This window comes from Streptomyces sp. MK7, assembly GCF_032658145.1.
GTDB classification, from domain to species: Bacteria; Actinomycetota; Actinomycetes; order Streptomycetales; family Streptomycetaceae; genus Streptomyces; species Streptomyces spiralis.
In genome coordinates this window covers 79,640-96,550 of record NZ_JAVACL010000032.1, presented here as the reverse complement: position 1 = coordinate 96,550, position 16,911 = coordinate 79,640, and the positions used below count along the sequence as shown (strand labels likewise).

The window sequence follows — 16,911 nt, the reverse complement described above, 5'->3', positions numbered from 1 at the left end:
TTCTTGAGAAAGCCCCCGTGCCGACTGGCACGGGGGCTTTCTGCGTTCAGGGGGAAAGGGAGTACGGGGGCTTATGCCCCCGAGTATCACTGACGGCTCGCTCACAAGCGGCCCGCCGCCTTCAGTGCCAGATATGCGTCCGCCAGCGCCGGCGGCAGATCCTCCGGTGTCGCGTCGACGACCGTGACGCCCTGACGGCGGAGCTGTTCCGCCGTGCGGTGACGCTCCGTCCGGGACTGGGCGGCTGCCGCGGCCGCGTAGACCGCCTCCGTGTTCCCTCGGGCCGCGGCCATGCGGGTGACATGCGGATCCGCCACCGAGGCCACCAGGACCGTGTGGCGCTGGGTGAGCTGTGGGAGCACCGGCAGCAGACCCTCCTCGACGGGCGCCGCGTCCAGACTGGTGAGCAGAACGAGCAACGAGCGGCGCGGAGCCGTACGGAGGGCCGTTGCGGCAAGGCCCCGGGCGTCCGTCTCGACCAGCTCCGGTTCCAGGGTGGCCATGGCATTGACCAGGGACGGCAGGAGATGGCCTGCGGTGCGGCCCTGGACGAGGGCGCGGACCCGGCGGTCGTAGGCGAGCAGGTCGACTCGGTCCCCGGCGCGGGAGGCGAGAGCCGACAGGAGCAGGGCCGCGTCCATGGCGGCGTCCAGACGCGGTGCGTCGCCCACGCGGCCCGCGGAGGTGCGGCCCGTGTCGAGGACGATCAGGATGTGCCGGTCGCGTTCGGGGCGCCAGGTGCGTACGGCGACCATGGACTGGCGGGCTGTGGCGCGCCAGTCGATGGACCGGGTGTCGTCGCCGGGGACGTACTCGCGCAGGCTGTCGAATTCCGTGCCCTCGCCGCGGGTGAGCACGCTGGTGCGGCCGTCGAGTTCACGTAGCCGGGCGAGCTTCGACGGAAGGTGCTTCCGGCTGGTGAACGGGGGCAGGACCCGCACCGTCCAGGGGACCTTGTGGCTGCCCTGGCGGGAGAACAGACCGAGCGGGCCGTAGGAGCGGATGGTGACGCGGTCGGCCTGACGGTCGCCGCGGCGGGTGGGCCGCTGGCGCGTCGTGACGCGGCGGCGTTCACCGGCCGGCACCGTCAGACGGTGGCGGGACGCCGTCGTCTCCGTGCCGGGCTGCCAGCTGCTGGGCGGCCAGGCATCGCGCAGCCGAGCGCGCAGCAGGCGCCGGGAGGGGTTGCTGACGGTGAGGGTGACGTCGGCGGTTTCGCCCAGGCGTACCGAGGTGTCGCCGGAGCGGGTCAGGCCGAGGCGGCGTACCGGTGCGGCGAGGGCGTAGTCGCAGGCGCAGGCGACGGCCAGAGGGGCGTTGACGGCGAGGAGGCCCGTCCAGCCGGCGTCCCAGACGCCGACAGGGAGGGAGCCGAGGGCCGCGAGGAGGGCGGCGCGTCCGGTGAGGGCCATCAGCGGGGGACCGGGACGTGGGTGAGGATCGCGTTGATCACCGAGTCGGCGGTCACGCCTTCCATCTCGGCCTCCGGACGCAGCTGCACACGGTGGCGCAGTGTGGGCAGGGCGAGGGCCTTGACGTCGTCGGGGATGACGTAGTCGCGGCCGGTGAGCCAGGCCCAGGCGCGGGAGGTCGACAGCAGGGCTGTCGCACCGCGCGGGGAGACACCGAGGGTGAGGGACGGCGATTCGCGGGTGGCGCGGCAGAGGTCGACGACGTAGGCGGCGATCTCGGGGGACACGGTGGTCTTGGCGATCGCGGCGCGGGCGGCGCCGAGGTCGGCGGAGCCGGCGACGGGGCGTACGCCGGCGGCGCGCAGGTCGCGTGGGTCGAAGCCGGCGGCGTGGCGGGTGAGGACGTCGATCTCGTCCTGGCGGGAGGGCAGGGGGATGGTCAGTTTGAGGAGGAAGCGGTCCAGTTGGGCCTCGGGGAGGGGGTAGGTGCCCTCGTACTCGACGGGGTTCTGGGTGGCGATGACCAGGAAGGGTTCGGGGAGCGGGCGCGGGGTGCCGTCGACGGTGACCTGGCGTTCCTCCATGGCCTCCAGCAGCGACGACTGGGTCTTGGGCGGGGTGCGGTTGATCTCGTCGGCGAGGAGGAGGTTGGTGAAGACCGGCCCGGGCTGGAAGGAGAACTGGGCGGTGCGGGTGTCGTAGACCAGGGAGCCGGTGACGTCGCTGGGCATGAGGTCGGGGGTGAACTGCACGCGTTTGGTGCCCAGGTCGAGGGCGGCGGCGAGGGTGCGGACCAGGAGGGTCTTGGCGACTCCGGGGACGCCTTCGAGCAGGACGTGGCCGCGGCAGAGCAGGGCGACGACGAGGCCGGTCACGGCGGGGTCCTGGCCGACCACGGCCTTGGCGATCTCGGCGCGCAGGGCTTCCAGGGAGGAGCGGGCGCCGGCCGCGTCCCCGGTGTGCCCGGCGTTGTCAGTGGTCGGGTCCATCATGGACGGCGTACCTCTCTTTCGAGGGCGTCGAGTCGGTCGGCGAGGGAGACGAGGGCCGCGTCGTCGCCGGGCGGCGGGCCGAAGAGGAGGTCGTGCAGGGCCTGTCCGTCGGTGTCGAGCCGGCCGGACAGGGCGGGGAGCAGGGTCTCGGGCGTGTGTGCCTGGGTGACGGGGATGCCTACCAGGGGGGCGAGGCGGGTGCGCGTGGTGGAGCGAAGAGCGGCGGCGGCGCGGTCGCGGGCGTTGACCTTGCGGTAGAGGCGGGCGCGGCCTTCGGTGGTTTCGGAGGCGCGGATCGCGACGGGGAGTTTCTCGGGCACCAGGGGGCCGAACCGGCGTGCCCGCCACAGGGCGGCCAGGGCGGCGGCGATGAAGAGTTGCAGGGTGCCCCACAGCCAGCCGGAGGGCAGCAGGTCGAAGAAGCCGCGTTCGCCGGTGTCCTGGGTGGAGTCGTCGGTCAGTGAGGGGAGGTACCAGACCAGATGGGGGCGGGAGCCGAGGAGTTGGAGGGCGAGCGAGGCGTTGCCCTGCTTGTCGAGGCGGTCGTTGTAGAGGATGCCGGGCGCGCCGAGGAGGACGGTGTCGCCGCCGTGTGCGGTGTGCGGGATGCGCAGCAGGGTGGGCAGGCCGTCGCTGGGGTAGCAGGAGTCGGCGTTCTGGATGGTGGTCGAGTACCGGACGCCGTCGCCGGTCTCCGCGGTGCCCGCGCGGCGGGCTGCGGGCAGGGAGCAGTCGGGGGCGAGGGTGGTGTCGAAGCCGGGTGCGGGGTCGGCGGTGACGCCGGGGGCGAGTTCGCCGACGGAGGGGGTGTCGGGACCGACGAGGACGGTGCGTCCGCCGGAGGCGGTGGTCGCGGTGCGAAGCTGGGACTGCTGGTGGTGCGTCAGCAGGTCGGGGACGGCGACGAGCAGCGTGGTGTCGGGGCCGGTCGCGGCGCGTGCCTGGTCGAGGGTGGTGACCACGCGGGTGGACACGCCGTGGTCGGCGAGGAGGGCGGCGACGGCGCGGCTGCCGTAGGGGTCGGCGGAGCGCGGGTCGAGACGTCCGTGCCGGTCGCCGGAGCGGAGCGCGGCGAGGGTGATGCCCGCGACGAGGAGGACCACGAGCGCGAGCAGGATGCCGCGCCCTCGGGTCCACACCTGGCGGGCGGTGGGGGAGACCGAGGTGGACGGGGGCGGGGCCGTGGTGGTGGCCTCGGGGGTCATCCGGCGGCTCCCTGGTGGGTGGTGGGGGCCGTGCTCTGGTCGCTGCTGGTGTGCTGCGGCCTGGTGCGTTCCAGGTCGCGGTCGAGTTCGGCGATGCGGTGGTACGACTGCTCGGTGGCCCGGCGGCCGCCGTATGTGACGTCGTCGAAGTCCCGTGCGGCGGCGCGGAGGCGGTCGGTGTGCGCCGGCAGGGTGCGGCCGGCCTCGGCGGCGGCCTCGTCGGCGGTGCGGCCGGGGCGTACGTCGAGCAGGGCGCGTTCCTCCAGGGAGCGAACGACGGCACGCATGCGTTCCTGTACGGCCTGGTTCCAGTGGCCCTGGGCGGCGTGTGCCTCGGCGGCCGCGCGGTGTTCGGCGGCGCTGCGGGGGCGGTCGTCGAACAGTGCGGGAGCGGAGGCGGGGGTGCGGTGCGGGGTGCCCAGCCGCCACCACAGGGCGCCGAGCACCGCGAGGACGGCCACGATGACGACGACGAGGCCGACGGTCCCGCCGGGGCTCGCGGCCGAGGCGGAGTCGAACAGTTTGCCGACCCAGTTCCAGAAGTGGTCGAGGGCGCGTTGCAGCACGCCGGGGTCGTTCTCGTGGTACATGCGTTTGGACAGCTCGCGGCGGGCCGCCTCCCGAGCGGGGTCGCGCGGGATGGTCACGGGTGGTTCGCCGGGGCCAGGCTGCGCTTGGGCGGCGGATCTGCCGCCCGTGTGCAGCAGCGTTCGTACGGCTGTGTGTGCCGCGCGTGGCAGCGCGGGCAGTGCTGTGAGAACTCCCCCCGGCAGACTCACTGCATCAGCTCCCCGAGGCCGGTGTACCGGAGCCGGGGCCCTGGATCCCGGCGGCGCGGGCCAGTTCGAGGTCGAGGGCTTCGCGGCGGATGCGCTGGTCGATGTAGAGGAGCACGGTGACACCGGCCGAGATCGGGAACTTGATAAGGGAGCCGATCACCGATCCGATCCCGCTGATGATGAGGTACGTCCAGCCGAGATCGGTGGAGCCGTCGAGCAGGCCGGAGAGGCCGCCGTCGCTGAAGGCCGCGGCGATGAGGCCGAAGGGGATCACGATGATCGCCGAGATGATGCCCACGATGAGTGCGGCCAGCAGCTGGATGCCGAAGACCCGCCACCAGGAGCCGCGGACCAGCTTGGCCGAGCGGGTCATGGCCTTCTTGATGCCCTGCTTCTCGAGCATGAGTGCGGGCGAGGCCAGGGAGAAGCGGACGGCCAGCCATACGGCGACCACTCCGCCGGCCAGGGCGCCGAGGACGGCGAGCGCGGTGCCGCCGACGGGCGATCCGGACGTGGCGACGAGGATGCCGGGCAGCATGCCCACGGCGAGGACGCCGATGCCGATGAGCAGCAGCAGGAGGATCAGTCCGGCCAGCCTCAGCACCTGGGGGCGGGCGTCGCGCCAGGCCTCGCGGACGGTGACCTGCCGGCCGAGCACCGCGCGGCTGGTGACCGTCGTGAGCAGAGCCGTGGCCAGGACGGTGCCGACCAGGGAGACGACGAAGAGGACGCCGGAGCCCAGCAGGGCGTTGCCCATGGCACGGAACAGTTCGCGGGGAGCGGCGTTCGGGTCGTCGAGTGCGTCGCTGTCGACGGTGTTCTGCAGCGCCAGGCGCTGCACCAGGATCGTCATGATCTCGGTGATGACCGCGACGACGAGGGAGATGCCCAGCACGGTGCGCCAGTGGGTGCGCATCATGGAGACCGCGCCGTCGAGGATCTCGCCCACGCCGAGCGGGCGCAGCGGGATCACGCCGGGCTTGGCGGCGGGCGGCGGGCCGCCCCATCCGCCACCCCAGGCGCCGTAGCCGCCGGGGCCGCCGTATCCGGGAGCGCCGTGTCCCGGGCCGCCCCATCCGCCGCCCCCTGGACCGCCGTAGCCGCCGGGCGGCGGCGCGGTGCCCCAGCCGGGGCCCGGCGGCGGTGGCGGTGGCGGGGCCTGGCCCGGGGCCGGTGCGCCGGTGGGCGCGGACCACTGGCCCGGTGGCGGCTGCTCCTTGGACCACTTCACGCCGGGGCTCTGCGGCTGGGTGCCCGGCTGGTCCGCGGGCTGTGCCGGCTGCGCGGGGTCGGGTCGGCCGGCGGCGTCGGCAGGGCCGGACGCGCCGGTCTCCTGCCCGTCGGACGGGGCGGATCCGGGCGAGGCCCAGCCCGGAGTGTCTTTCATCGTCGCTCCTTCACGGTGCCCGTCCGCGGTTGCGGCTGCAGGTTGGCAGCCATCGTGCCATGGGGTGGTGTTCGGGTGACCTGCCACAGTAGGGGCTGCGTGCCTTCCATTCTCCCCGCGATACGGGGAACACTGGCGGCATGGCTGATCAGTACGCGCAGACCCGTGGTGACAACCGGCCGGCGGGGATCCCGGTCATCCGCTGGGAGGAGCCGCCGGAGGGGCCGGTCGTGGTCCTCCTCGACCAGACGCGGCTGCCCGCCGAGGAGATGGAGCTGGTGTGCACGGACGCGCCCGCGCTGGTGGAGGCCATCCGGTCGCTGGCCGTGCGCGGGGCACCGCTGCTCGGCATCGCCGGGGCGTACGGCGTCGCGCTCGCCGCCGCACGCGGCTTCGACGTGGACGAGGCGTCGACCGCGCTGGCGGGGGCCCGGCCCACCGCGGTGAACCTGTCGGTCGGGGTGCAGCGGGCGCGGTCCGCCTACCGGGCCGCGCTCACCAGGACCGGTGATCCCCGGCAGGCCGCGTCGGCGGCGCTGGCCGCGGCGCGGCAGCTGCACCAGGAGGACGCCCGGGCCAGCGAGCGGATGGCCGAGCACGGGCTGGCGCTGCTGGACGAGCTGCTGCCCGGTGGCGGGCACCGGGTCCTGACCCACTGCAACAGCGGGTCGCTGGTGTCGGGCGGGGAGGGTACGGCGTTCGCGGTGGCGCTCGCCGCGCACCGGACGGGACGGCTGCGGCGGCTGTGGGTGGACGAGACGAGGCCGCTGTTCCAGGGGGCCCGGCTGACGGCGTACGAGGCGGCCCGCAACGACCTGGCGTACACCCTGCTCACCGACAACGCGGCGGGTTCGCTGTTCGCGGCGGGCGAGGTGGACGCGGTGCTGATCGGCGCGGACCGGATCGCGGCGGACGGATCGGTGGCGAACAAGGTGGGCAGCTATCCGCTCGCGGTGCTCGCCCGCTACCACCACGTGCCGTTCATCGTGGTGGCCCCGGTGACGACGGTGGACCTGGAGACCCCGGACGGGGCCGCCATCGAGGTCGAGCAGCGGCCGAGCTACGAGGTGACCGAGCTCGTCGCACCGCAGGTTCCGGTCATGGGAGCGGGCGGCGGCATCCCGGTCGCGCCTCTCGGCACCCCGGCCTACAACCCGGCGTTCGACGTGACCCCGCCCGAGCTGGTGACCGCGATCGTCACCGAGGAGGGCGCGGTGTCCCCGGTGACCGCCAAGGGCCTGGCCGAACTGTGCGCACGCTCGCGGCAGGCGACGGTCGGCTAGGGACTCGTTACCCTTCCCGTTCACTGTCCGAGGCGGCAGAGGCAGACAGTGACGGCTCGGTACGACTATCGTCACAGGCCAGTGAGCTGCCTCACCTGGATCTTCGCCACCGTTACGAGAATGGGATGATGTCGTTTATGAAGGGACGAGTCCTTGTCGTCGACGACGACACCGCACTGGCCGAGATGCTCGGGATCGTGCTGCGTGGCGAGGGTTTCGAGCCGTCTTTCGTGGCCGACGGCGACAAGGCGCTGGCGGCCTTCCGGGAGACCAAGCCCGACCTGGTGCTGCTGGACCTGATGCTGCCCGGGCGGGACGGCATCGAGGTGTGCCGGCTGATCCGGGCCGAGTCCGGGGTGCCGATCGTGATGCTGACGGCCAAGAGCGACACCGTCGACGTCGTCGTGGGCCTGGAGTCCGGCGCCGACGACTACATCGTGAAGCCGTTCAAGCCGAAGGAGCTCGTGGCCCGTATCCGGGCGCGGCTGCGCCGGTCGGAGGAGCCCGCGCCGGAGCAGCTGGCCATCGGTGACCTCGTCATCGACGTGGCCGGGCACTCCGTGAAACGGGACGGGCAGTCGATCGCGCTGACCCCGCTGGAGTTCGACCTGCTGGTCGCCCTCGCCCGCAAGCCCTGGCAGGTGTTCACCCGCGAGGTGCTGCTCGAGCAGGTGTGGGGCTACCGCCACGCGGCCGACACGCGTCTGGTGAACGTGCATGTGCAGCGGCTGCGCTCCAAGGTGGAGAAGGATCCGGAGAAGCCGGAGATCGTGGTGACCGTCCGAGGTGTCGGCTACAAGGCCGGGCCGAGCTGACGTGTCCGGGGACAGTGCCGCTTCGGCACCCGGACGGCCCGGGGCCCGCGCGGGGCGGCCTGTCGGCCGGAAGAGCGCGGGCTCTCGTTGGGGACGTTTTCTTGAGGGTGGACTGCTGAGCGGCGGAGTGCAGGGCAGCCCGGTGCTGCGCCTGCTGCTGCGCTGGGTGCGCCGGCCGCTGCTGCCCGTGATGCGGCTGTGGCGGCGCAACATCCAGCTGAAGGTCGTGGCTACCACGCTGCTGATGTCGCTGGGCGTGGTGCTGCTGCTGGGCTTCGTCGTCATCGGGCAGGTGCGCAACGGCCTGCTCGAGGCGAAGGTGAAGGCGTCGCAGAGCCAGGCCACCGGCGGTTTCGCCGTGGCCAAGCAGAAGGCCGACGAGGCGGCGACCGGCACCGGCGACGACGGCGGCAGCTCCGTGGACGGCCACTCCTCCCAGAACGTCATCTCGTGGATGAGCGAGCTGGTGCTGTCGCTCTCCAGCGGCGGCCAGGGCGCCTTCGACGTCGTCACGCTGCCCGCGGACGACAACGGCGGCGGCGGGCGGGGCCCGCGCGCCTCCGGTGGCGTGGACCCGACGGTGAGCATCCCCGAGGACCTGCGGGCGCGGATCAACAGCAGCATGACCGCCGCGCAGAGCTACACCCGCATCATCTACAAGGACACCGACAAGAAGCCCCAGCCCGCCCTCGTCATCGGCAAGCAGGTCAACGACCCCAACGGCGACCCGTACGAGCTGTACTACCTCTTCCCGCTGAGCCAGGAGGAGAAGTCGCTGAGCCTGGTCAAGGGCACCCTGGCGACGGCCGGTCTGTTCGTCGTCGTGCTGCTCGGGGCGATCGCCTGGCTGGTGGTGCGGCAGGTGGTCACGCCGGTGCGGATGGCCGCCGGGATCGCCGAGCGGCTGTCGGCCGGGCGGCTTCAGGAGCGGATGAAGGTCACCGGCGAGGACGACATCGCCCGCCTGGGCGAGGCCTTCAACAAGATGGCGCAGAACCTCCAGCTGAAGATCAACCAGCTGGAGGACCTGTCACGGATGCAGCGCCGCTTCGTCTCCGACGTCTCGCACGAGCTGCGCACCCCGCTGACGACCGTACGGATGGCCGCCGACGTCATCCACGAGGCCCGCGAGGACTTCGACCCGGTCACCGCGCGGTCGGCGGAACTGCTAGCCGACCAGCTGGACCGGTTCGAGTCGCTGCTGGCGGACCTGCTGGAGATCAGCCGGTTCGACGCGGGCGCGGCGGCCCTGGAGGCCGAGCCGATCGATCTGCGTGACGTCGTACGGCGCGTGGTCAGCGGTGCCGAGCCGCTCGCGGAGCGCAAGGGCACGCGGATTCGTGTCGTCGGTGACCAGCAGCCCGTGGTCGCCGAGGCCGACGCGCGGCGCGTGGAGCGTGTGCTGCGCAACCTCGTCGTCAACGCCGTCGAGCACGGCGAGGGCCGGGACGTCGTCGTCAGGCTCGCCGCGGCGGGCGGCGCGGTCGCCGTCGCCGTGCGTGACTACGGGGTCGGGCTCAAGCCGGGCGAGGCGACCCGCGTCTTCAGCCGTTTCTGGCGGGCCGATCCGGCACGCGCGCGTACCACCGGTGGTACGGGCCTGGGGCTGTCGATCGCCCTGGAGGACGCCCGGCTGCACGGCGGCTGGCTGCAGGCGTGGGGCGAGCCGGGCGGCGGGTCGCAGTTCCGGCTGACCCTGCCGAGGACCGCCGACGAGCCGCTGCGGGGCTCGCCGATACCCCTGGAACCCAAGGACTCGCGCCGCAACCGGGGACTCGACGACGCCGGCCTGCCGCGCGGCGGCGGCAAACTGGCCACCGTGCCCGCGCAGGCCGGGGACCGGACGGCGCTGCCGGGCCGCGACGGCCGGGACCCGATAGCCGCCCGGCAGACCACCGTGACCCCCACGGCCGACCCGACGGCGCTGCCCGGCAGCGGCGCACGCGTGGTGCCCCGGCCCGCCTCGGGCACGCGCCGGCCGGAGGCCACGTCCACGTCCGCACCCGCGCGGGCGAGCGCGCCCGCCGGGGATCCGGCGGGTGATGAGACCGCGAGCTCCGCGGCCCCGGAGGGAGTCGGGGCAGGGGAGCCGAAGCAGCAAGGGGAGGCATTTCGTGGGCGCTGACCGCGAGGGGGGCGCGCGGCGTCGGCGGTTGCGCGCGGTGGCGTACGCCGTCTGTGGGGTCGTCCTGCTGGCCGGCTGTGCCTCGATGCCCGACAGCGGCGATCTGCGGGACGTGGAGTCCACCCCACGGCAGGACACAGAGGTACGGGTGTTCGCCATGCCGCCCCGGGACAACGCCCCGCCGGCGGAGATCCTGCAGGGCTTCCTGGAGGCGCTGACCAGCGACGACCCGCAGTACGCGACGGCGCGCCAGTATCTGACCGGCGACGCCGCGCGGAACTGGAGGCCGGAGAACTCCACCACGGTGCTGGCCAACGGGCCGGACATCCAGGTCGACCGCACCTCGGGACACGACGACACCGACAGCTTCGCGTTCACGCTGACCGGCAGCAAGGTGGCGCGGGTGGACGGCCAGCAGTCGTACGCGCCCCTCGGCGGCCAGTACAGCCAGCCGGTGCATCTGACGCGGAACAAGAAGAACGGCCAGTGGCGCATCGACGTGGTGCCGCAGGGCGTCGTCATGGGGCAGTCCGACTTCCAGCGCAACTACGTGTCCGTCAACAAGTACTACTTCGCCTCCAACACCGGAGCCGAGACGGCGGGGACGCCGGTGGCGGCCGTCGCCGACCCCGTCTACGTGCGGCGGCGGGTGGACGCGATGACGCAGATGGTGCGCTCCGTCCTCAAGGGACCCACGCATTGGCTCGAGCAGGTGGTCAGGTCGAGCTTCCCGACCGGTACGGCGCTGCGCGACGGCGTCACCGCGCTGACCCCCGACGACCAGAACAAGCTGACGGTGCCGCTCAACGAGAAGGCGTCCCGGGCCGGACGGCACCAGTGCGGGGAGATGGCGACCCAGCTGCTGTTCACGGTGCGGAACCTCACGCCCACCGTGGACGCGGTGACGTTGCAGCGGGCCGACGGCAGCACGCTGTGCACGCTCGACGAGGAGGGGGCGGAGGACGTCGCCACGCGCGGCTCGATGAAGCGGCCCGAGTACCTGTACTTCCTCGACGACAGGCAGCGGCTGGTGCGGATCGCCGGAGGCAGCTCCGGCACGCAGGCGGACCCGGTGCCGGGCGCGCTGGGCGAGGGCCTGCAGAAGTTCAGGTCGGCCGCGGTGTCATGGGACGAGCACACCGCCGCCGCGGTCGGTTACGACCGGAGGTCGCTGTTCGTCAGCTCGCTGGTGTCCGGCGGCGCACTCGGCGACCCCGTGGTGCAGAGCCGGGGGAAGACCGAGAAGGACCGGCTGACGCCGCCCAGCTGGGACGCGCGCGGTGACCTCTGGGTCGCCGACCGCGACCCGGCCGGGCCGCGGCTGATGGTGCTGGAGCACGGCACGGGCGCGCCGCTCGAGGTGCGGGTCCCCGGGCTGGACGGGCGCATCGACGCGGTGCGGGTGGCCGCCGACGGGGTGCGGATCGCGCTGGTCGTGGAGCACAAGGACGGCAGGAAGTCGCTGCTCATCGGGCGGATCGAACGGGACGACAGGAGTGGGGACCGGCCGGTGGTGTCGGTGCTCGAACTACGTTCCGCAGCGCCCGAGCTGGAGGACGTGACGACCATGTCGTGGGCCGGCGACAGCCGGCTCGTGGTGGCCGGGCGTGAACAGGGGGGCGTGCAGACGATGCGGTACGTCCAGGTCGACGGATCCACGCCGGAGGGCCCCGCGCCCGCCGCGCTCACGGGCGTACAGTCGATCGCCGCGTCCGAGGACGAGCAGCTGCCGCTGGTGGCGTACTCGGAGGACGGGATCGTCCGGATGCCGGCCGGGGCCCAGTGGCAGAAGGTGGTCAAGGACGGGTCGGCGCCTGTCTATCCCGGGTGACGGCGTCACCCGGTGACCGGGTGACCGGGGGCCGGGTCGTGATCCCGGGGACGGGCGGACTCTGCGCTCCGGCGCCTTGTCTCACGCGTGTGAGCGAAGCGTCGGAGGCCGTGGGCCGAGTTGTCCACAGGCGGCCGCCCTGCGTTGTCCACAGGGGTGGCCAGGGCCGTGCGTCGCGGGCACAGTGGAGTCATGCGCGGGTGGTGGCAGGACCTTGCCGACCTGGTACTTCCGGCCGAGTGCGCAGGCTGTGGCAGGCCGCGCGCGGTGCTCTGTCCCGAGTGCCGTGCCGCCCTCGACGGATCCGCGCCGTGCCGGGTGCGACCGGTGCCGGAGCCGCCCGGCCTGCCTGTCGTGTACGCGGCGGCCGCATACGCGGACGCGGTGAGGGCGGCCCTTCTCGCCCACAAGGAACGGGGCGCCCTGACCCTCGCGGCCCCGCTGGGTGCGGCACTGGCGGGTGCGGTGCGGGCGGGGCTGAACAACAGCGCCTCCGGTGGGTACCCGGCCGGACCCGGAGGCCGTGGGCCCGTGTCGCGGGGCGGTCGGTCGGTCGGGGGCGATGAGCCCGGACGGTTCCGTGGGCCCGTGCTACTCGTGCCCGTGCCGTCCGCGCGCGGTGCGGTGCGGGCACGCGGGCACGATCCGGCCCGTCGGATCGCGCTCGCGGCAGCGGGTGCGCTGCGCCGGGCCGGGACGCCGGCCCGGGTGGTCGCCGTGCTGCGGCAGCGGCGCGCCGTGGCCGACCAGTCGGGGCTGGGATCCCGGCAGCGGCTGGAGAACCTCGCCGGCGCGCTGGAGGTGGTCGCCGGCGGCGCCCGGCTGCTGCGGGACGGCCCGGTGGCGCTGGTCGACGACCTGATGACGACGGGCGCCTCGCTGAGCGAGGCGGCGCGGGCGGTGACATCGGCTGTGTACGGGGCGCGGGCCCGGGAAGAGATGGGAGAACGGAACGCGGCATCACCACGGAAGGAGGGGAACCCGGTGTATGAGGCATCGGAATTGGCGGGTGTGTACGGCGCCGGTCACGTGCTCTGCGCGGCCGTCGTCGCGGCCTCACCGGAATCCTTCGAATTGCGCCGGAACTGACCTCTGACTTCCGTCGTTGCGGGTAATGAAAGAGTCAATTCACCTGAACGGAGGTACGCCGCGGTAGAGGGTGACGCCATCGAGCCGGGCGAGATATGTTCGGGTGTGAGGGAAAGGCGCAGGCCGTTCCCGTCATGGCCCAATGCCGTGCCGCGGGTTCGCGGTTTGCGGGTGCGCGGGTTTCCCGAGAATCACCCGACCGGCAGGGTGGAGATCTCGCCCACGGGGGAGGAGGAGGTGGACGTCACCGAGTCCGAGGTTCCGGGCGTCACCGGAACCGGGTGCGAAAGGGAGATGCTCCGCCGAGGCAGCGGAGCGATCCGGGAACGGAGTTCTGCGTGGACATCGTCGTCAAGGGCCGCAAGACCGAGGTGCCCGAGCGGTTCCGCAAGCACGTGGCCGAGAAGCTGAACCTGGAGAAGATCCAGAAGCTCGATGCCAAGGTGATCAGCCTCGACGTCGAGGTGTCCAAGGAGCCCAACCCCCGACAGGCCGACCGTTGCGACCGGGTGGAGATCACGCTCCGCTCCCGCGGTCCGGTGATCCGGGCGGAGGCAGCGGCCAGCGATCCGTACGCGGCGCTCGACCTGGCGGCGGAGAAGCTGGGGACCCGACTGCGCAAGCAGCACGACAAGCGTTTCTCGCGCCGTGGCGCGCGCCGGATCCCGGCGGCGGAGGTCGCCGAGCACGTCCCGGGCGCGGCGGTGCTGAACGGCAGCGGACTGACCGCCGCGGCGGAGGAAGCGGGCCAGGTGCCCACCAAGAAGGTCGGCTCGCTGGAGGTGCAGGGGGAGGGACCCCTCATCGTCCGGGAGAAGACCCACGTCGCCGCTCCTATGACCCTCGACCAGGCGCTCTACGAGATGGAGCTGGTCGGACACGACTTCTATCTGTTCGTCGACTCCGAGACCAAGGAACCCAGCGTCGTCTACCGGCGGCACGCCTACGACTACGGCGTGATCCACCTCAGGACGGACACGATGATCGCTCAGGAGAACTCTCCCGAGGCGGGCGGCACACTCGGCGGCTGACCCACCCGGCCGACAGCTGAGCCGGTGCCCCTGGAGCGCGCGCGGGTGCGCCCCCAGGGGCACCGGCGTGCGACCCCTTCACGCACCGCTTGGTCACCGCAGTGTCGGCCGGACATGGAATCATGGCCGCAACGGCTCAACCGATGGGCCGTTGCCTTGGGTTGGCCACGGCACCGCACACCAGGCCACAGCCTCAGGGGGAGGAACAACGATGACGGACAGCTTCGGACCGATCCGGGACGAGGATGGCGACGGCGGTGTCGTCGGCATGCGCCCGGAGGTGGGCGCGTCCCGCAAGGAGCCGATCAGAGTCCTTGTCGTGGACGATCACGCCCTCTTCCGCCGCGGCCTGGAGATCGTGCTCGCCGCCGAGGAGGACATCCAGGTCGTCGGTGAGGCGGGCGACGGCGCCGAGGCCGTCGACAAGGCGGCCGACCTGCTGCCCGACATCGTGCTGATGGACGTGCGGATGCCCAAGCGGGGCGGGATCGAGGCGTGCACCTCCATCAAGGAGGTGGCCCCCAGCGCGAAGATCATCATGCTGACGATCAGCGACGAGGAGGCGGACCTCTACGAAGCCATCAAGGCGGGCGCGACCGGCTACCTCCTCAAGGAGATCTCCACGGACGAGGTGGCCACCGCCATCCGCGCGGTGGCCGACGGCCAGTCGCAGATCAGCCCGTCCATGGCCTCCAAGCTGCTCACCGAGTTCAAGTCGATGATCCAGCGCACCGACGAGCGCCGCCTGGTGCCCGCGCCCCGGCTGACCGACCGGGAGCTGGAGGTCCTCAAGCTGGTGGCCACCGGGATGAACAACCGGGACATCGCCAAGGAGCTGTTCATCTCCGAGAACACCGTGAAGAACCACGTCCGCAACATCCTGGAGAAGCTCCAGCTGCACTCCAGGATGGAGGCGGTGGTGTACGCGATGCGGGAGAAGATCCTGGAGATCCGCTGACGCTTCGGGCCAGGGCCACTCAGGCCAGGGCGCGGGCCAGTTCCCGGGCGAGGGGCTCGCGCAGCTCGGGAGCGTCCACCCGTTCGACCCGTACGTCGGTGCAGTCCACCCAGCTCGCCGCCTCGACGAGCGCCTGGGCGACAGCGGGCACGGACCTGGCGTCCTCCAGGGTGACCTGTCTGGCCACGAGGGTGCAGCCCTCACGGGCGGGATCCACCCGGCCGACGAGCCGGCCCCCGGCGAGCACCGGCATCGCGAAGTAGCCGTGCACCCGCTTGTGCCTGGGGACGTACGCCTCCAGGCGGTGGCTGAAGCCGAAGATCCGCTCCGTGCGCGCCCGCTCCCAGATCAGGGAGTCGAAGGGGGACAGCAGCGTGGTGCGATGGCGGCCGCGCGGCGGTGCCGCGAGCGCCGCCGGGTCCGCCCAGGCCGGCTTGCCCCAGCCCTCCACCGTGACCGGGACCAGGCCCGACTCCGCTATCACCGCCTCGACCTGCTCGCCCTTGAGACGGTGGTAGTCGGCGATGTCCGCGCGCGTGCCCACGCCCAGGGACTTCCCCGCCAGCCCGACCAGGCGGCGCAGACACTCGGTGTCGTCGAGCTCGTCGTGGAGCAGGTCCGCGGGGACGGCGCGCTCGGCGAGGTCGTACACCCGCTTCCAGCCGCGGCGCTCGACACAGACCACCTCGCCGTACATCAGGGCGCGCTCGACGGCGACCTTGGAACCGGACCAGTCCCACCACTCGCTGGTCCGCTTGGCCCCGCCCAGCTCGGTGGCCGTCAGCGGCCCCTCGGTGGTCAGCTGCTTGATGACCTGGTCGTAGGCGCCGTCGGGCAGCTCGTGGTTCCAGTGCGGGCGGTTGCGGTAGGCGCGGCGGCGGAAGGCGAAGTGGGGCCATTCCTCGATGGGGAGGAGGCACGCGGCGTGCGACCAGTACTCGAAGGCCCGGGTGCCCTTCCAGTAGGCGTTCTCGACCGTCTTGCGGCCTGTGGCGCCGAGGCGGGCGTAGGGGATGAGTTCGTGGGAGCGGGCGAGCACGGAGATGGTGTCCAGCTGGACTGCGCCCAGCCGGCGCAGCACGCCGCGGACCCCGGCTCTGCGGTCGGGGGCGCCGAGGAGGCCTTGGGCGCGCAGGGCGATGCGGCGGGCTTCGTCCGCGGAGAGGTCGAGGGCGGGACGCGGGGCGGTCGTCATGGTCGGCACGATAGAACCCGCCACTGACAGTGGGCGCCGGCCTGCTCATTCACCGTGCGGCCGGCGGGCGGGAAGGTAGGGCGCGGTCGAGGCCAGCCCCAGGTCCGACGGCAGCAGGGAACCCACCCAGCAGTCCCGCCGCACTCCCTTGTTGTTGATCGCCGAGCGCAGGACCCCTTCCACGGTGAAACCCGCCCGCTCGGCCACCGCGCGGGAGGCGTGGTTGCCGACCTCGGCACGCCACTCCAGCCGGTCCACGGCGATCTCGGTGAAGGCCCAGCGGGCGGCGGCGCGGACGGCCTCGGTGACGTAGCCGCGGCCGCGGTGCTCCTTGGTGCCCCAGTAGCCGATCTCTGCCTCGCCCAGCGAGCGCCTGGTGATGCCGAGCATGCCGGCCAGGTCCCCGCCGGGGCCGGGGAGGAAGAGGCCGAAGGTGAACATCGAGCCGTCGGCCCAGCCGTCGGGGACCATCTGCTCGGTGAAGCCCTGTGCGTGCTCGGGAAGGTAGGGGGAGGGGATCGTGGTCCAGCGCTGGATGTCGGTATCCTGCGCGGCGGCGTACACGGCGTCGGTGTCCCGGCGGCCGACGGTGCGCAGGACGAGGCGGTCCGTGGTGAGCGTGACGGGTTCCATCGGCCGATTCTGCTCGGGGGCGCGGGGGGACGCCATTGTTTTCCCGGCGCGTGAGCGGCCGATCACGATTCGCGCCATTCGTGGCGGCGAATCGGCACCATCCGCGCCTCCTGGCCGTTGTCCCCTGTGAAGGCGATTCTGAACACGAGCGTGGAGCCGAAGCGAAGCAGCGGACG

At 72.7% G+C, this 16,911-nt stretch carries 14 protein-coding genes; 7 read left to right on the top strand and 7 right to left on the bottom strand.

Features of this window, described 5'->3' with window-relative positions; translation table 11 throughout:
- Positions 1-101: 101 nt before the first annotated feature.
- From R2S09_RS28620 to R2S09_RS28600, 5 genes are read right to left on the bottom strand one after another with little or no spacing between them, the layout of a single operon-like run.
- Complete coding sequence (locus tag R2S09_RS28620) at positions 102-1,412, bottom strand: DUF58 domain-containing protein (RefSeq protein ID WP_316744164.1); 1,311 nt, start codon at positions 1,410-1,412, stop codon at positions 102-104.
- Complete coding sequence (locus tag R2S09_RS28615; RefSeq protein WP_306189346.1) at positions 1,412-2,401, bottom strand: MoxR family ATPase; 990 nt, start codon at positions 2,399-2,401, stop codon at positions 1,412-1,414. The genes R2S09_RS28620 and R2S09_RS28615 overlap by 1 nt, the downstream gene beginning before the upstream one ends.
- Positions 2,401-3,609: a DUF4350 domain-containing protein gene (locus R2S09_RS28610; RefSeq protein WP_316744163.1), complete on the bottom strand. Its 1,209-nt coding sequence runs from the start codon at positions 3,607-3,609 to the stop codon at positions 2,401-2,403. The genes R2S09_RS28615 and R2S09_RS28610 overlap by 1 nt, the downstream gene beginning before the upstream one ends.
- Positions 3,606-4,388: a DUF4129 domain-containing protein gene (locus R2S09_RS28605; protein ID WP_316744161.1), complete on the bottom strand. Its 783-nt coding sequence runs from the start codon at positions 4,386-4,388 to the stop codon at positions 3,606-3,608. Before R2S09_RS28605 ends, R2S09_RS28610 begins: the two co-directional genes overlap by 4 nt.
- A gap of 4 nt (positions 4,389-4,392) precedes the next feature.
- Entirely contained in the window at positions 4,393-5,775 is a 1,383-nt protein-coding gene (locus R2S09_RS28600; protein ID WP_316744159.1) for a glycerophosphoryl diester phosphodiesterase membrane domain-containing protein, read from the bottom strand.
- Between the two features lie 140 nt (positions 5,776-5,915).
- Between R2S09_RS28600 and mtnA the strand changes: the two genes are divergently transcribed.
- The 7 genes from mtnA to R2S09_RS28565 all read left to right on the top strand — a co-directional run bounded on the left by mtnA (position 5,916) and on the right by R2S09_RS28565 (position 14,907).
- Positions 5,916-7,058: an S-methyl-5-thioribose-1-phosphate isomerase gene (mtnA, locus tag R2S09_RS28595; RefSeq protein ID WP_306189350.1), complete on the top strand. Its 1,143-nt coding sequence runs from the start codon at positions 5,916-5,918 to the stop codon at positions 7,056-7,058.
- Positions 7,059-7,183: 125 nt separating this feature from the next.
- Positions 7,184-7,873 (top strand): two-component system response regulator MtrA, encoded by a 690-nt coding sequence (gene mtrA, locus R2S09_RS28590; protein ID WP_003975799.1) that lies wholly within the window; start codon positions 7,184-7,186, stop codon positions 7,871-7,873.
- A gap of 1 nt (position 7,874) precedes the next feature.
- Positions 7,875-9,998, top strand: coding sequence for an MtrAB system histidine kinase MtrB (mtrB, locus tag R2S09_RS28585; RefSeq protein WP_316744155.1), 2,124 nt, complete (start codon positions 7,875-7,877; stop codon positions 9,996-9,998).
- Positions 9,988-11,829 (top strand): LpqB family beta-propeller domain-containing protein, encoded by a 1,842-nt coding sequence (locus tag R2S09_RS28580; RefSeq protein ID WP_316744154.1) that lies wholly within the window; start codon positions 9,988-9,990, stop codon positions 11,827-11,829. Before mtrB ends, R2S09_RS28580 begins: the two co-directional genes overlap by 11 nt.
- Positions 11,830-12,021: 192 nt before the next feature.
- Positions 12,022-12,918 carry a ComF family protein gene (locus R2S09_RS28575; protein WP_316744151.1) on the top strand — a complete coding sequence of 299 codons (897 nt, stop codon included), beginning with the start codon at positions 12,022-12,024 and terminating at the stop codon, positions 12,916-12,918.
- Positions 12,919-13,256: 338 nt separating this feature from the next.
- Entirely contained in the window at positions 13,257-13,949 is a 693-nt protein-coding gene (hpf, locus tag R2S09_RS28570; RefSeq protein ID WP_306189354.1) for a ribosome hibernation-promoting factor, HPF/YfiA family, read from the top strand.
- A gap of 211 nt (positions 13,950-14,160) precedes the next feature.
- Positions 14,161-14,907: a response regulator transcription factor gene (locus R2S09_RS28565; RefSeq protein ID WP_306189355.1), complete on the top strand. Its 747-nt coding sequence runs from the start codon at positions 14,161-14,163 to the stop codon at positions 14,905-14,907.
- Between the two features lie 19 nt (positions 14,908-14,926).
- On the opposite strand, the gene R2S09_RS28560 is transcribed toward R2S09_RS28565, so the two are convergent.
- The gene (locus tag R2S09_RS28560) at positions 14,927-16,102 is read right to left on the bottom strand and encodes a DNA glycosylase AlkZ-like family protein (RefSeq protein WP_316744148.1); all 1,176 of its coding nucleotides are present in this window, start codon (positions 16,100-16,102) and stop codon (positions 14,927-14,929) included.
- A gap of 45 nt (positions 16,103-16,147) precedes the next feature.
- Positions 16,148-16,735 (bottom strand): GNAT family N-acetyltransferase, encoded by a 588-nt coding sequence (locus tag R2S09_RS28555; RefSeq protein ID WP_306189357.1) that lies wholly within the window; start codon positions 16,733-16,735, stop codon positions 16,148-16,150.
- Positions 16,736-16,911 lie beyond the last annotated feature (176 nt).

Coding starts and splice junctions, on each gene's coding strand:
- R2S09_RS28620 (WP_316744164.1), bottom strand. CDS start 1,412: ATGGCCCTCACCGGACGCGCCGCCCTCCTCGCGGCCCTCGGCTCCCTC.
- R2S09_RS28615 (WP_306189346.1), bottom strand. CDS start 2,401: ATGGACCCGACCACTGACAACGCCGGGCACACCGGGGACGCGGCCGGC.
- R2S09_RS28610 (WP_316744163.1), bottom strand. CDS start 3,609: ATGACCCCCGAGGCCACCACCACGGCCCCGCCCCCGTCCACCTCGGTC.
- R2S09_RS28600 (WP_316744159.1), bottom strand. CDS start 5,775: ATGAAAGACACTCCGGGCTGGGCCTCGCCCGGATCCGCCCCGTCCGAC.
- mtnA (WP_306189350.1), top strand. CDS start 5,916: ATGGCTGATCAGTACGCGCAGACCCGTGGTGACAACCGGCCGGCGGGG.
- mtrA (WP_003975799.1), top strand. CDS start 7,184: ATGATGTCGTTTATGAAGGGACGAGTCCTTGTCGTCGACGACGACACC.
- R2S09_RS28575 (WP_316744151.1), top strand. CDS start 12,022: ATGCGCGGGTGGTGGCAGGACCTTGCCGACCTGGTACTTCCGGCCGAG.
- R2S09_RS28565 (WP_306189355.1), top strand. CDS start 14,161: ATGACGGACAGCTTCGGACCGATCCGGGACGAGGATGGCGACGGCGGT.
- R2S09_RS28560 (WP_316744148.1), bottom strand. CDS start 16,102: ATGACGACCGCCCCGCGTCCCGCCCTCGACCTCTCCGCGGACGAAGCC.
- R2S09_RS28555 (WP_306189357.1), bottom strand. CDS start 16,735: ATGGAACCCGTCACGCTCACCACGGACCGCCTCGTCCTGCGCACCGTC.